The following is a 15052-nucleotide window of genomic DNA, read 5'->3' as shown; positions in this document are numbered from 1 at the left end:
CCAAGGCCGGCTCCCAAAAAGAAGCCTTGAATCTGATTTGCTCTCAAAAGGGAATCCTTAGAGTCCACACCACCTAGCACAAGCCTCACTTCGTCAATGCCATCGGTGCCGAAGGAAAGCTGTTCTCGCAGCGGGGGCGCGCAACGATATCGCAACGAATTGGGTGAAACGACCGTGAACAAAACGGGACGGGAACGACCGCCACAACAAGAAATATCAATAACTTAGAAGATGCCCACTGCGTTCGGGACGCAGCGGGCATCCTCACTCAGATCGCAACTTGAACCGATGTCAGTATCGGCGGTCACGCCTCCCCGCTTTAAACCTACGCGTAAGACCATTTAAAGCTCTTCATCGCGTCCCGCTCGGATCAAGCTGCTTGTCGAACTCTTTCTTCCTGCTCGCCGAGAGGAGGGGGCTTCGATTGAAATTGACTGATGACTCGTCGGCTTGCCTTGTGACCGAGCCAATCTGGCACAGGTCCCTGTCCTTTGAGCGACTTACCGAGAGCGGAAAAAACGACGGTACTGATGGCCTGTTGTTGGTTGCGCAGATGGTCTTCAACTAGCTTGTGTCGAGTGACGTAGCCTGCATTCACTCCAGGAATTGAATGGTTCATGAGGAGCTTGGCGTCGAATTCGGAAACGCCGGCAGCCGTAGCAACTGTCCGAAATGTCTGACGAAGGTCATTGCCCCATTTTGACAAGATATCTCGATCCTCCTTTGTTTCCGCTAGGTGTCCGGAGGCGCTCTCAGCTGGAAATAACCATTCTTGTGCCTGAGACGGATGCATTAGCCTGCCGAAACGAAGCACCCGGACGAGACTCAGGATCATTTCCCGAGATAGCGGGATATCGAACGCTCGCTTACTACCTCCCTTGGGCTTTGGCATGTGAAGCGTTCGCCGCCGAAAATTGATGTGTTCGGGCCTGACCTGCTGCAATGCGGTGGGCCTAGACCCGCACAGCAATGTGAGCAGATGGAATTCGCGCCGGATTGGATTGTCTAGACTGGCCAGCTCTATGAACCATCCTTTCAAGTCGCTGGTGCCCATACCGGTATTCCTGCGCTCCTCTTGATTCCAATCGACAGCGTCTGCGGGATTCTCACGCGGCAGCGATCGATTCGTCTTCCGAGCATGATTGTAAATGGCCCGCAGTGTACGCATGCTGCCATTTGCCATGTACGGACCGTTCTCCTTGGTAAGCTGATCATGCTTTTCGGCGACACGACCGGGATCGTTCGCGAGATCGAGCAGAGGGGTGTCAAGCCATTCCGAAAAGAGACGTTCGACGTGATCTCGATAGCCGCTTATCGTTTTTTCGCTACGGCCCTTTCGGATTAGGTGAGCTTCCAGATAGCGTTGCCAAGCCTGCTTCAGAGTAGCGGCCGCTACGGCACTATTCCCATCGGTGTCGGCCTTTCCGGCCTTTCCGTCTAGCCTCGCTTTCGGGTGCTGCCCTTTGCTGATCTGAGCAAGATATTCTTTGGCAATCGCGCGGGCTGCTCGAGTCGTCAACTCGCTGGCATCCCCAATCGACACTCTGATGGAAGAGGCCCGCTTTCCTCGTTGTCTTAGATCACCTTGAACAGTGAACGTCCTTTTCCGCTTCCCCACGACCACGAAGAAGCCTTTCAGCTCGGTGTCGCGAGCCAGATACCAGCCATCTTCAGGAGTCGGTAGCTGAGCGATGGCCTTGTCGCTGAGAGCAATGCGAATGTCGGTCATGGGGGACGTGAACTGTTAAAACGGTTTTCAAACGGTTTTGGCGAGCCGAGGTGTTTGGAGGTCTGGCTTCGCTGGAATGCGAAGCTATGCGACAAGTCCCTATAAATAAAAGACCTTCTTGGTCGCTGTCGTAGTGTGGCGCAGATTCAGAAGTCGTAGAGAGGCGCCGGTTTTGAACTCTTAATCAGCGGGTCCCAGGTTCGAGCCCTGGTGCGCCCACCAAGCTTTTCAATAGCTTAGGGGTTTCTCGCGGTCGTCATTCCGACAGACGGCCGACTGCTATTCCGACAAACCGGCTGCTTTTGTTCTTTCCTCTCGCCGCTTCTTCGTGCCCGAAATTAGCTGTTTCCGTGTGCGTTTCGCATAGGTCGGCAGCTGCCGGGATGACCGGTGGCGGCCTGCGGCTCTGAGCTCAGCGTCCGTTAGATCGCTGTCGGCGCCCTCGGTGAAGCCGCCGTGGCGGAACGAGGTGAATGACAGTTCTTCCCGCAGGCCGGCTGCGCGAACGATCTTTTTCACGACCTCCCGGAGGTAGCGAAGATCCTGCCTGGCTGTGATCCATGGCAGCGGGGTAGGCGACCTCCGGTGCTTATGGTCACGCCGAAAGACGAGCCCGGTGACGATGGTCTGCCTGATGTCGTCGAGTTCTGCCATCAGCTCGGGAAACAAGGTCTCGCCAGTCTCGTCGAAAAGCGGCCACCAGGCTTCCTCGCCATTCTTGGGATGGACGATGCGCACACTGTTCGGGCGTTCTTTCGGTCGATAGTGGCTGATCTCGAAAGCTCCGAACACGTGTTCTTCTCGCTGGAGCCATTCCCATGCGACAAGTGCCGCTGTCGCGATTGATCGATAGCCAAGTTCGTTCGCCTTGGCGCGAAATGCCACCAACTCGTCCCAGGTCGCAGTCGGCGTCTCGCGCACCGGCTGTCCCGGTGCGCGCGCTTTCAGACCCATTTTTGAGAATGGATTGACGGTGGGCACTCTCTTTTCTTCTGCACGTTGACCGACGAACCAGGCACGGCGGCACGCCGTCATCGCGGCATTGGCAAAGCGGCGCCGTTCGCGTCGTACCACGTTTCCGTCGGCGTCCTTCTCTTCAACAATCAGCAGCTTGGCATAAACGGCGTCGACGAAGCCTTTCGTAAAGTCGACGATCTGCTTCGACCCAGCGCGCGTGCCGTCCTTTAACAAGTGATCGGCGAATAGTGCCAAGCCCTGCTCATAGAGACGCTGCATCTTGTGGTCGATTTCCTTCCACTTCTGATGGGCCTTGAACACGTTGACAAGCCAATCAAAGAACCCTGGAATGATTCCAATCGGAACCATGTCGGTCATTCCGCGAGAGCGCCAACTGTCGAAGGCCGGCAGCAGAACGTACTCGGCGCGCTCAACCGCAGTGCTGTAATCTTCGCCAAGGGCCTCCGCCTTGACGTGACACCCTTGCGCACGCGCCCACGTCGGAGGCTCGAAGAAGTAGGCCCAACGGCCACTCTTCAACGGCTTTCGCCTGCAATACCGGGGCAATCTTAGAGCGGTCTTGGGAGGCTTCATACCAGCGCTGCCAGATCGGTTAACGGCCGATTCTGCCGGATAGCGAAGGCTCGCGCAACATACTCGTCTACGACCACCTTAGACCAAATTGGCTCTCGCGACCGGCCTCGGACTCGACAGTTCGTCGGCGATGGTGCACGCCCTTTGGAAATGGCGAGTATGAGTTCGTGCACGCTCCGGAAATCGAGATAGGCAGCGAGGGAAGACCTCGGACGACATCGCCCTGATCCTCGGCTTGTCCTGCGAGACGGTACGTTCGCACATGAAGCGTGCGATCCTGCACCTCAACGCATCGAACAGGCCGCACGCGATAGCGAAGGCGATCCAGCTTCGGCTCATCGACATGCCGTTCGCCTAGAACGACTTGTTCAACCTACGGCGCACTCCACGCGCAAGAGTGCAGTCGCCGCTCGCGCGCGCTGCTGGCAATGTCTTGCCATGGAGCAAGGCGAAGGCTGGACGCGAACCCGGCCGGTGACGCTGCTCGGCACAATGAGGCGGGACGCTTCTGGTGCGATGACCAACTGCCTGTGAAATGAAAATCCGCTAAGTGTTTGATTTGCTGGTGGGCCCGGCAGTTCTGCAATCTATAAGGCCTTTCAAACGGTTCGAGTGGCTAACCCGCGCTTTGTGCGTGCTAGTGCGGCCTAGTGTTTTCATTTGCTTGGCGAACCGCTCGCAGTGGATGGAGCGGGAGCCATGAGCGCAGTCAAGCGTTTGCACGGCCGATCCAAATATTACGGATCACAGGCGCGGCGGACTGATCGCGAAGCGCGGTCGCGGAAAGGGTCGCTTGCCAAAAATCTGCAACGTGCCGCGATGACGTTGCAGCGATTGCAACAACGGAAGCAGCAAGAGGAGGTACGACCATGAGAGCGGTGGATGATGTGAAAGTCGAAATCCCGGATGCGATATGGGAAGCAGTGAAAAAGCATTTTAACGTGGAAAACCCGGAAACCCAAATCGTCGAAATACTCGAGGAATATATCGCGAAGCAACGGTGTTGCATTTGCGGCGCAAGAATTGAAGAACCGATACGACGACCTTCCTAGACCGAACTCAACAAAAAATACCCCTCGGATGGGGCATCATCACCCGAGGGGCCTGCAGTGATCGCTACCACAACGTATGCGCTCGTCGCTGTAGTTTTTTGAAATCGTGAACCTGAAAACTGAAAACGGAAAACTGAAGAGAACCGCCAATGCTCGCTTTCAGCAATCGACCGTTTTCAGCGTTTGAAGGACCACGATCATGCACGGTGACCACAACAACCAGCGCAACGACCTTAAATCCGGTGCCGCCGGTGCGGCAAGCCCAAATCATGCGTCTGCCGACAAGCCACCGCAGCCAAAGTCGTGCCTCCAAGCGATGCTAGACTTTGCCAAAGACGGCAAAGGCCGGTTTGGTTTTCCGGGCGTGCCTGGCACAAGGAAGTCCTATTGCAGCAAGAAGTACGCAGAGGACGGCCGCAACTGGGGCATGACGCGCAACCCTGATACGATCAGGAAATACTGGAAGGATCATCCTGACGCCAACGTCTGCCTTGTCACAGGCGCAATCAATCGGCTATTTGTGATCGACGTTGACACTGTCGAAGGCCATAAAAATCTGACGCAAGACGGTCAGCTGGAGCTCGACAAGCTGATCGCTGACAACGGCGGCGAATGGCCCGTCACGCCAATGGTGCGCAGTCCATCGGGCAGCGTGCATTATTATTTCAGGTGGCCTGATGGCGACGGCATCACGATCAGTAACAACAATACCGGCAAGATCGGCCCAGGCATCGATGTGCTGGGCGACAACGGCATGGTGTTGGCACCGCCTAGCGTCAAGCCAGATGTCGGCTGTTATGAATGGCTGACAGGACCTGAGATCAAGCCAGCCAGTGCACCGCAGTGGCTGCTCGATCTGGTGGTCGAAAAAGTTGTGCCGCATGAACCGAGCGAACCGCAAGCGCCGACCGAAAAGCTTGCGGCGGCAATGGACTTGATACCAAACGAAGGCCTCAATGCTGAATGGTGCCTCGAGAAAGACGATGGCACGATTAAAAAGTTCACAGGTTGGGGCGCTTGGAACAATTTCGGCATGGCGCTCTATCGTGCATCTGGTGGCAGTGCCGAAGGCCGCAAGATATGGATGAAGTTCAGCGCCAAGAACAAAGACAAGTATAATGAAGAGGATGCAGCGTTTGCGTGGGACGAGCGTTATCGCAAAAGCCTGCCGACGAAGATCGGTGCTGGAACGATCTTTAAAATTGCCAACTATCTGAGTTCTAATTGGAGCGCGGTGTGGGATGAAGAGCATCCGGAGATTGTCGCACCTGCCTACGCCCGCGCTGCCGATATCGTTGCTATTAGCTACCAGCCACTGCGTCCGACGATCAAAGTCCCGCTAAATGATGCGCCGAAGATGCCGGTGATGAACCAGCTCAATAAGGTGCTGGCTGCTTCGCCCGCCGACAAGCCACCTGCGCGCGGCCTAAATGGTACGATGACACGTGTGGCCAAGATGCGCATTCCGCATACTCATGCCTTCTCTGCTGACGACGCCAACGCCGAGCATCCTGAAGACAACAAAAACAAGTTGCCTGCGCCCGACCAATATTTGCTCCTGACAATGAACGACCTTGAGACGGCCGAGCTGATCGAGCAGCACATCGACTTTATCAACGGCAAGGGCCGCTCGGTCTGCCTGCCGATACCATTTATCAAACACTACCGCACGCGGACGGACGAAAAGTTGCCGACGGTGGCGGCGATTGCGTTGGCACCGATCGTATTAGCGAGCGGAGAACTGTTGGCACCGAAAGGCCTCGATCGGACGCGCGGTATCGTCTTTGAAATTCCGGATCAGGTGCGCGCGATCATGCCTCGGCCAGTTGACTGCACCGATGCTGCCGTCGCCGAAGCGATGCGGTTCTTGTGCGATGAATGGCTATGTGACGTTTTGACCGACTATCACGGCAAGTGCATCATCATCGCCGCAGCGCTGACTATGATCGAACGCTCGCTATTACCTGATCGGCCTGCGTTCTGGGTTACCGCCGGACGGCGTGGCGGTGGCAAGACCACGACATTGTCAATGCTGATTTCGGCCATAACCGGCAATCTACCTGCCGCGTCGGCATGGTCAACCAACGAGGAGGAACGACGCAAGGCGATAATGTCACAGTTTATGTTCGGAGCGCCTTACATTCTATGGGACAACATTACGCGCGGCTCGCAGATAAACTGTCCGCATATCGAGAAATCTTGCACCTCTGCATTCTATTCCGACCGTAAGCTCGGGGTCAGTGAAATAGTGACAACGTCAGCAAGCACTATCCACTTCTTTACCGGCAACAATGTCGGGCCACGTGGTGATTTGGCATCGCGTAGCTTAAAGGTCGAGATTAATGTTGACCGGCCTGATCCTGAAAACCGTGTATTCCAACATGCCGACCCGATTGGTTGGACCGAAAATCATCGCGCCAGTTTGGTGCGGGCGTTCTATACGATCTTGATCGGCAATCCGCAGCTCAAGACCAAGCGTAACGCACCGTCAAAAACCCGCTTTAAGCTATGGTGGCGACTGGTCGGGGCGGCGGTGGAACATGCCGCAAAGCAGCACAGTGCAGCGACGCCGGTTGATTTCGAAATCATATTCCGCAGTCAGGAAGATACCGAAGACGAGGAATCTCTGACGCTAGCCGAGGTGCTCAACGCGCTGTCGCAACGTTGGCCTAAAGGCTTTGTTGCTAGCGATGTTGCCGGTGTGATCAACGATGCCAGATCATTCAACAGCAATGCTTCGGCCGATTGCGTTTTTAGCGGCATGCTGCAAAGCTTTCTTTACCCGACGATACAGCATGACCGCTATGTTTCGCCGAGGTCTGTCGGAAAGCAACTTGGGAAGCATAGAAACAATCCTGTCAGATATGACCAACAACAGGTGCTGACCTTGCGCAGCAGGAGCGATCATTCGGTGGTCAAAGGTAGCTTGGAGTATTTTATCGAGGTGAAAGCCGTCTAGGCCTTGCTTTGGCCGATTAACGCGGGCCGCTGGCGCGCGTCAGGCTGCGGCCTGTCAAGCAGTCGGCGCGCCTGGCTGCGGCCTTGCTAGAGCGTCGGCCTGCTGCGGCCTGTCAGCATCGGCCCGCGATCCGCGGCACGGCAGGGCCAAAATGCAAACCTCCCGCATAACCTCCAACTTTGCATTGATCTTATTGAGAGTTTTTTGGGGTGTGGGAGGTTTGGGAGGTTTGTTTTAGCCTCAGCGCAAGACGTTTTTGTTGTCCAAAAGAGGCTTGATAAGACGATGCGCAGTGCTGCTGAAAGGCCGTGCGGCAGCGGCTAAACAAACCTCCCAAACCATCCAAACCTCCCAAATCTGTTTCGTTGCGCCCGTCTCGCGGCAGGCTTAACCTAAGCGTGTCTATTGCGCATACCTCAACGGCAGGCGGCGCCCAATGTCAAGCGGCAAACCACGGCTCAACATCTGCATTACGCCACGCCTTCGCGGTGATCTCTCTCGCAAGCGCGCGAGCAGAGCCTCTCCGAAATCGCTCGCTCAGCGATCTGCAAAGAAACTGCAAAAAGACCTGCCTACCATCAATCGCGCTGTATCGACGCGCTGATGATTGTAGTTGCACGCTATGTGAAGAAGCCAAGCATGGCACGGCCTCGCGGCCACGCTTCGATGAAATTAGACCGGCGGGGGGCATTCGGAAAAAACTAAATCGTCCGGATTGCTCAGCGGCCCACAGGTCCAAGAGAGCTAAACGACACAGGTTTCCGATGCAACGTGGCCGAAAAACAGCTTCTTCCCGACCGCAACAGACTGCGACCTTGTCGCGACCGCTGCCAACGCCACCAGCGACGCTGACACGGCCGGAGCGATTCCTTTTCCTCAAAATCGTTGATGCGAACGCGCACCTTAAAACCGGCGATACACTGCTGCTAACAGCTTTTGTGCAAGCGGCGATCAAGTTTGAGCGGCTGGGCAAGACCGACAACGTCGGGGCTTGGGAAAAAACTGGTCGAATGATGTTGGCGCTGGCACGCGGCTTGCGCCTGCTGCCGACCACGGCCGCACGGACATTGACACGTATGCGGGAAGACCATCGGCCTAGTATGGCGGCGCAATATCTGGCCGAACATCCGGAAGACGACGATGACGACAGCATCAGCCTTGCTCACTGACGCCGACCGCAAGGCGCTGGCGCACTCGCTCGAACTGACAGTGGCCGAACCAGATCGGACCGAACAGATCGAGCGCAAATTGGAGACCGACGGGGCGCTCGCGACCGCGATGTTCGCCTCCTACCATCAACAGATGGCACACTTGCGATTGCGGCCTTGGCAGTCGCCGCCCTGCTGGATCGGAAGCGGCGCCGATATCGATCCGGAAGTCGCGGAAATCGGCAAGCGTCTTGAACGACTGGGGCTGAGTCGGTTTGAACCTGATCCAATCGGGGCGATCGAAAGGCCAAGGCACGAGGAGGTCTCACACATGACCTTAAGGTGATGGGACGATCAAAGGAGTAATCAACCATGAAAGCTGTTCACGAACTTTCCGAAGGCTCGCTATCTTGAGCCGCGATCTTGGGCACGCACCATTGCTGCCGACGCATTGCACTGAGCGGAGGCCTCGATGTCCGGCAAATCGCGATATGGCGGTGGCTTCGGTAGCGTTAGCAGGCATTACGCGACCAACACCGCAGCTGAGGAAACTAGTAGCACCGCGGTAACCACCGCGGCCACCGTCGCGACCGATGCCGCCGTTCGGGCCTCCTGGGCGCAGTACGTCCAGCACCTTGTGGACGAGCAGATCGCAGCGCTTAAGGATGGCGTCATCCGCGGATTGGGCAAAGGCATCAACGAGCGCCTCGCCCGCCTTTTCGATGAGACCAAGAAATTGCTTCAGCGCGAATTGGAGGTCAATTCGGTGAAGCTGGAAGCGGCGCTGGCCGACGTCCGCGCGGCTAAGGCAGAGATGCGAGAAGAAATCCGTGCCGAGCTTCGCGCCGAGATCGCAGACCGAGTGGCGCTGATCAAGCAGCCACTCGATGGCGCGCCTGGTCCCGCCGGCCCGCCTGGCAAGCTGGAGATCGTGAAGGATCACGTCGAGGGACGCGTCTATTACGAACGTGATCTCGTCGTCGCCAACGGCGCGCTGTATCAGGCCGAACGCGACACTGCGGCGATCCCACCACATATGGACTGGCTTTGCATCACGCGCGCAGGCCGGGATGGCAAGGACGCGCTCAATTACAGCATTGAAGGTACCTACGATCCCGCCGCGAATTATCGTCGACTATCGATCGTCACACTGAATGGATCGAGCTTCGTGGCACGCCATGATGATCCTGGGCCGTGCCCTGGCGACGGATGGCAACTGTTCGCTTCAGCTGGCAGGCGCGGCCAGCAAGGCCCCAAGGGCGAACGTGGCGAGAGGGGCCCGATGGGCCAGCCCGCGATTGTGCCTCGCATCACCAGCACCAATATCGATGCCGGGTACAATCTCAATCTGATTTACACCGACGGTTCTACTGACAGCATTCCGCTCCGTGCGGCTTTCGAACAATTCTTTGCGGAGACACGCACATGAAGAACGCAATCCAACCCTTTCATCGCGATGACTTGAAGCGGGTCAGAGAACTAACCTATCTCCGCGCGTCCACGGAGCTTTACTTCATGTACGGCATCAAAGGCTGGAAATTCGACCACGGCACCTTTCGCCTGACGCCCGTTTTCCTCGACGGCAGTGACGGGCCGATCGCGGAACTGCGGGAAATGTACGAGCACTTCAAGAACGTGCGTGCGCGGGAAGCTTGACGAGTAGTGCAATCATCAGGAAACGGGCACGCGATCCTTCGCAATGCAGCTCTTCGAGACAAGCTGATCAGGTTACCGCTGGTCCGAACGCCTCCGGTTAGCACCCGAAATGCGAACCGCGCAACAAAGGCGAGATCCTTCTGATCTTCGATCTCGATTTTGCGAAAAAGTGTTTCGACGCGCGCGCCCGCCGTCGCGCTAGGAGGGGCACGCCTTGATCGGCGCTGCCATGAGCAGCTAGAGCTGGAGAAACAGATATGCCGCGAAGGCGGCCGGGGCAAAATTCCATCAACTGCTCGACACGCAATCGAGGGCGATCAAGCAATACGTGAACGGCGGCAGCTTAAGGTGCGATGATCGGGAAGCCCCTTCGGTAGTGAACAGGGAGCGCTGCACCGAAGCTGCGTTATCACAGGAGGTCTGGGGCATTGGGCTTATTCGATGTTCTCGACGCATGCGCGAAGGCTTCCAAGTTCGAGCTGCAGCCGTGACTCGCCCAGCATCTTCGCCGGATCATGGAAACACTTCGCGATGGGCGCCGCGCTCGCCGCTCTGTATACGCGCCACAGTTCGTAGTGGTCCCTCTCGCGCATCGCCTTCTCGAACTCCTTGCGAGGCCAGTCGAAACGGCCGTCATTGCCTGTTGTCGACTTGACCTCAATCCATCGTACTCCGCCGCTCTCGTCAATCGACCGAATATCGTGGTCCGCACCGGGATCGTTCCGTGAAGTCCAGATCACAACAGACTCCGGCTCGGGATGGCCTGCCTGTTTAAGACGCTCCATTTCCCTGCGGTAGACCAGTTCCTCGCCGCGCAATCCGACCTCGCGATCTCGCTCTATCTCCGGAATGGTCCTTGGTGCCCAGGCATTGGACCCGTCCGAGCTGCCGGATTGTTGGAGACGAGGTCCTAGGTTTCGTTGCGATGCTTGTATGATGGTCAGCTCAACGCTTCCAAGGGGAGGCAGTGCCCCGAGGGCGGAAGACGGTGGCGTGAGCAATGGAGGAGCTGATCGTGTGCCCTGCGCTACGGCGTTGCCAGCGCTGTCTTCCGCTGAGCGTTCCTGCTTGTCCTCAGCCCTAAGTGAACTAAAGACATGTCGAATGATCTCCTCGCCGAGTTCCTCAGCGCCGGCAGTGGTGAGCTCCCATTCGGGCTCTTCGGGCCGTTCCCATCTTCGCATGTCGATGCCGGTCCGCTCCATGCAGACCAGAATCTCCTCGACAGTACGACAAAGGACTAACGGCAGGAAAGCAGTCGAAAGAGCGCGAGTCTGGGCGACATTCGTGGCCCCGACCACTTCGGCCAATGCCTGTGCGACGAGTTGCTGGAAATCGAGTTTGGTTTTCGGAGCAACAAGGCCAATAGCGCTGTCGCCGATGGCGGCCTCAACGGGAACGCGGGTCGTGGCCTTCCCGACAGAGTACGCTCGCGATATCTGCGAATAGAAGGAGACGCCGCTGATGTTGTGGAGACGCCTTGCAAGCTCATCCCGGTCTGCCGGTCTGAAACCAGAAAATGCATTACGCTGCAGAAGCGCAACTGCATGCAGCGCCTGCGCAAAGATTGGACGGCGCAGCATCGCCACCAATAGGTCGTTGTGGTGGGGCTTGAACCAGAGTGGTCTGTCAGATAGGTCTCCAAAAACAGGCGATCCGGCGCCGGCGATCGATGACAACAGCCGGATGCCTAGCCGATGGAAAAAGCTGCGGTTTCTCTCTGAAATGTCGACCACGCCGAGCGTCGAATCGGACCGTTCGAGGCGAGCAGCCAGGGCGGGGAAGTCGTTCTCGACCAGGGTTCCCGCCCGCAGTTCGTTGAGCGAATACAGCAGGCCATTTCGCGCTAGGAGGCATTCAACGGATTCGAGACCATCTGGCAGACCTTGAGGCCCCCGCTGCCGGTATGCCTCCAAGAGCACGCGCCTCTGCTGGTCCGTGAGCGGCTCACCCTTCCATGATTGGTAGACGTGTTGGAAGAATTTAGCCCAGTGGTCATCCTTAGCCTGTGCCTTGGCGCCCAGTGAGTAATAGGCGTGCAAAACCCTTTCGGAGCCACGATACACAGGCACAGCTTCGTCGAACACACGGGAGATATGTGTCCCTACGAGCACGTCCGAGGGGGCGTGATAGGCGCGGTCGACCCAAAGTATTGGGGCGTTTTCAAACTCTGTTCTAGAACGTCTCTCACGTTGAAGTCCGGTTATGATTGCCGGATATATGATCTCAGGTCTTGCTGGTGGTTCGGATCGGTTACGCGCGTCGTGGATCATTTCAGTGAGCGTATCGACGGAGGGATGCTCCCGAATTTGCAAGCGCCGATAGAGAGCCTCGTTTGAATCCCCAACTAGCTTGCCATCATCAGCAATTAAGAGGCGATTGGCTGGTGTATTCAGGAAAAGAGAGGATGGGGCAGCCAACCTGCCAGACCTTGCGCGCACGAAGGGTACATCGGCGAGCCGCTTTGCGGCCATTGACGTTATAAGACGCTGGTTGTCCGCAAGAAGACGCTCGAAGCGGTCCGCTGCCTCAGGGTGCTGCTCAATCTGTGAGGCAGCTGTGGTGAGGTCCACAGTGTCCAGGCGGTCCCGAATTCTGAGCTTAGCCAGGAGACTCGGGTTGGCGGCCATTTCTTTTGAGGGCGCGCTGACGAAGGTGGCCATGAACTTTGCGATCGCTCCCTTCAACGAAACCATATCCCTTGGCGCGGTCCACTCACCTTTATGGTTCTTCGTGACGGGGGACTTCCTGATCGCGGCCAGCACATTCCGTCCCAAGTGCGTGTTCTTGTCGAGAATCCGGGAATAGAGCGCCTCCCGCTCCGCCTCGGCTATGGAGCCCGCCAACGCTCGGCCCGCAGCCGCGGCCATCCACGTCTGTTCGTCGAAGTCCCGGCATAGGCCCGCGACGGCTTGGTGCTCAACGAGCGAAAGATGCAGCCGGTTCTCAAGAGGCTCGGGACAGACACCCCAAATCTCGGGCGGGACAGTGATGAGTTCGCTTGCCGGTCGAAGCTCGCCAACCGCTGTCAGCGTGGAGGCTGTGGAGCGGAGGTCGTGACGGTGGGCCCGGCTTAGCTGCCCTGAAAGTTTCGTCAGAGCTTTCGCTATGTCGACCTGGCGCGCCTCGTCGCTAAGGGCGACTTGGTAGTTTGGGAAGAAGTAGTTTGCCTCGTCTTTTTCGAGCTTCGTCTCCAGGTGCTTTGAGTCCTTATCCGCGCACCTCAGTCGGACTAGGGAGGAGAGGGTGAAACGACGCGCACCACTGGTGAGCGCAAGCTTTCGTGCGATCGGGTCGGCCACGAGCCTTGCATCGAGATAGCCCGAACTCGACAGGGATCCATCAAGGGCCGGATCAGCTAACACGACAATTTGGCTGGCGCTTGCAAACCGTTCGGAGCCAGCAGCCTGGGTAGGCCAGCAGGCTTGCTCACGTAGCCGACGCTCTATTTCTTCTATGAAGCGAGACGGTTTGGCTGCGTTAGTCCGGTCGAGCACCTGAAATGCTGCCGGGCCAAAGCGGTTCAGCCAGTCGCCTGTGAGAAGCGCGGCAGTGAATCGTGCCGCCTCAACCATCAGCCAATCGTTCCACTGGTTGTCGAGCAGGCTGCTGCGGTCATTGCTCAACTCAAATGGCGCGCTGACCCCGACGAGACAGCCAGTGAGGGCGTCGGGAGCCTCAAGAGGGTAGAAGAAGTGGCCTAGACGACTCTCGTCTAGGCGCCTCCTTCGCAGCAGTGGAATAGAGACGGCGATCCTGATTACGCGCACACCGGACTTGAAGTATGCCGGATAGGCACGATCCGCGTGCTTGTCCGGAATATGCAGGGCTATTGAGAACTCCATCTCCTCAAACTCGCGCCGCTGCTCGACGCTAGCGTGGATGTCGATAAGCCTTCCGACCCGGCGAACCACGGAAACGCCTTTCATGGGGGAACGCAAACTTTTGGCGTTCTGACTCCAAACTAAGGTGCGCTCGGCACGCGTCGATCGAAGCGTCAACTCGCGGAGCCCTGGACGTCGGCCCGGTAGCGCCAGCTTGACCAACGTGGCGAGCATCCCACCGGCCATGATCTCAAAGGCCCGACTCTCATGATCGCCCGTGAAGGGCTCGAGCATTTCGAAGGGCTCCTTGCGGAAGGGAACCCGCAGGCGTACGCCCTTGCTGCCATCCCAAGCTCGATCAGGAACCCTTCCCGTTTCCAGCGTTCGTAGGTCGAGGAGACACACGTGCCCGTTTGAACGCACGAATATCTCATCTCCGAACAGGAAGAGCGAGCGGAGTCCGAAGTTCTTGGACCCAATTCCATTGGTCTTTGGCTTGACTCTTTCCCCTTCGTCGTCACCAACCACTCGGCCAGTGCCGAGAATCACAGATAACCGTTTCCACCCGTCGGAGCTCATGCCGCGACCGTTGCCAGCGACGTACAGGGAGTCGGCACTGAAAGTTACGTTGAGGCGGTCGCCACCTCCATCGAACTCGTTCTGAACGAGTTCCCGCAAGACATCGCCGGCATTGTGACCCGCCACGAACTGCTCGACGATGCTGGCGCCGATCCGGGTACGCCGGTGACCTTTGAAATCGGGTGGCGACCAGTTCTCCAACTCGGAGATTGAGGATCGTCCCGCACGGCTTCGCCCTTGACCCGTTGCGGGGCTTGCCCGCCGTGTTTTGCGTCTATTAATTTTCACGAGATCGCCACCCTAGCCCAATTCTATGGCCGCAATGCTGGGGTGTCCCGGGGGCGTCGTCACCGATCGCTGCTTCGGATGGCGAGCCCGAGGACAGATTTAGTCCGGTACTCCCCCACGGCAAAGCGTTTCGGACTTGTGTCTTAGGGAAGTATAGCCGACGAAGTGAGCCCCAAGTAGCCGTCTTCGGTCGGATCAAAGCCCCAAAATGATACGTTCTCTTCCAATACCTTCGCTCATATGAAAAGCTTATTCGAGTGCCCTTT

Annotated in this window: 9 protein-coding genes and 1 pseudogene; 7 read left to right on the top strand and 3 right to left on the bottom strand. The window is 57.4% G+C overall.

The features are described 5' to 3' along the window. Positions 1-370: 370 nt before the first annotated feature. Together Q2941_RS37665 and Q2941_RS37660 are read right to left on the bottom strand one after the other, a co-directional pair. On the bottom strand, positions 371-1729 hold the full coding sequence (locus Q2941_RS37665; RefSeq protein ID WP_458195667.1) for an integrase arm-type DNA-binding domain-containing protein: 1359 nt from the start codon (positions 1727-1729) through the stop codon (positions 371-373). 279 nt (positions 1730-2008) lie between these two features. Beyond that, positions 2009-3064, bottom strand: a complete 1056-nt coding sequence (locus tag Q2941_RS37660) for a hypothetical protein (protein WP_458195666.1) — start codon at positions 3062-3064, stop codon at positions 2009-2011. A 424-nt stretch (positions 3065-3488) separates the two neighbouring features. On the opposite strand from Q2941_RS37660, the pseudogene Q2941_RS37655 reads away from it, so the two are divergent. The 7 genes and pseudogenes from Q2941_RS37655 to Q2941_RS37625 form a co-directional block, all read left to right on the top strand. After that, a pseudogene (locus tag Q2941_RS37655) lies at positions 3489-3638 on the top strand (LuxR C-terminal-related transcriptional regulator); the annotation flags it as partial. 511 nt (positions 3639-4149) lie between these two features. Continuing rightward, positions 4150-4332, top strand: coding sequence for a hypothetical protein (locus Q2941_RS37650; RefSeq protein ID WP_458195665.1), 183 nt, complete (start codon positions 4150-4152; stop codon positions 4330-4332). Between the two features lie 199 nt (positions 4333-4531). Next, entirely contained in the window at positions 4532-7291 is a 2760-nt protein-coding gene (locus Q2941_RS37645; protein ID WP_458195664.1) for a bifunctional DNA primase/polymerase, read from the top strand. A gap of 815 nt (positions 7292-8106) precedes the next feature. Then, positions 8107-8460, top strand: a complete 354-nt coding sequence (locus Q2941_RS37640; protein WP_458195663.1) for a hypothetical protein — start codon at positions 8107-8109, stop codon at positions 8458-8460. Continuing rightward, on the top strand, positions 8432-8785 hold the full coding sequence (locus tag Q2941_RS37635) for a hypothetical protein (protein WP_458195662.1): 354 nt from the start codon (positions 8432-8434) through the stop codon (positions 8783-8785). Before Q2941_RS37640 ends, Q2941_RS37635 begins: the two co-directional genes overlap by 29 nt. 126 nt (positions 8786-8911) lie before the next feature. Beyond that, positions 8912-9868 (top strand): coiled-coil domain-containing protein, encoded by a 957-nt coding sequence (locus Q2941_RS37630; protein WP_458195661.1) that lies wholly within the window; start codon positions 8912-8914, stop codon positions 9866-9868. Further along, a complete protein-coding gene (locus tag Q2941_RS37625) occupies positions 9865-10095 on the top strand; it encodes a hypothetical protein (protein WP_458195660.1) in 231 nt (76 codons plus the stop codon). The genes Q2941_RS37630 and Q2941_RS37625 overlap by 4 nt, the downstream gene beginning before the upstream one ends. Before the next feature lie 434 nt (positions 10096-10529). On the opposite strand, the gene Q2941_RS37620 is transcribed toward Q2941_RS37625, so the two are convergent. Further along, positions 10530-14699 carry a protein NO VEIN domain-containing protein gene (locus Q2941_RS37620; RefSeq protein WP_458195659.1) on the bottom strand — a complete coding sequence of 1390 codons (4170 nt, stop codon included), beginning with the start codon at positions 14697-14699 and terminating at the stop codon, positions 10530-10532. Between the last annotated feature and the right edge of the window lie 353 nt (positions 14700-15052).

The sequence above is a fragment of the Bradyrhizobium sp. UFLA05-153 genome, from assembly GCF_054185185.1.
Note: the sequence above shows the minus strand (reverse complement) of the source record. Positions and strands in the feature narration are given on the sequence as shown.

Bases quoted from the DNA above. Each gene is read 5' to 3' on its own strand.
- Q2941_RS37625 (WP_458195660.1), top strand. From the start codon at position 9,865: ATGAAGAACGCAATCCAACCCTTTCATCGCGATGACTTGAAGCGGGTC.
- Q2941_RS37645 (WP_458195664.1), top strand. From the start codon at position 4,532: ATGCACGGTGACCACAACAACCAGCGCAACGACCTTAAATCCGGTGCC.
- Q2941_RS37635 (WP_458195662.1), top strand. From the start codon at position 8,432: ATGACGACAGCATCAGCCTTGCTCACTGACGCCGACCGCAAGGCGCTG.
- Q2941_RS37650 (WP_458195665.1), top strand. From the start codon at position 4,150: ATGAGAGCGGTGGATGATGTGAAAGTCGAAATCCCGGATGCGATATGG.
- Q2941_RS37665 (WP_458195667.1), bottom strand. From the start codon at position 1,729: ATGACCGACATTCGCATTGCTCTCAGCGACAAGGCCATCGCTCAGCTA.
- Q2941_RS37630 (WP_458195661.1), top strand. From the start codon at position 8,912: ATGTCCGGCAAATCGCGATATGGCGGTGGCTTCGGTAGCGTTAGCAGG.
- Q2941_RS37660 (WP_458195666.1), bottom strand. From the start codon at position 3,064: ATGACCGACATGGTTCCGATTGGAATCATTCCAGGGTTCTTTGATTGG.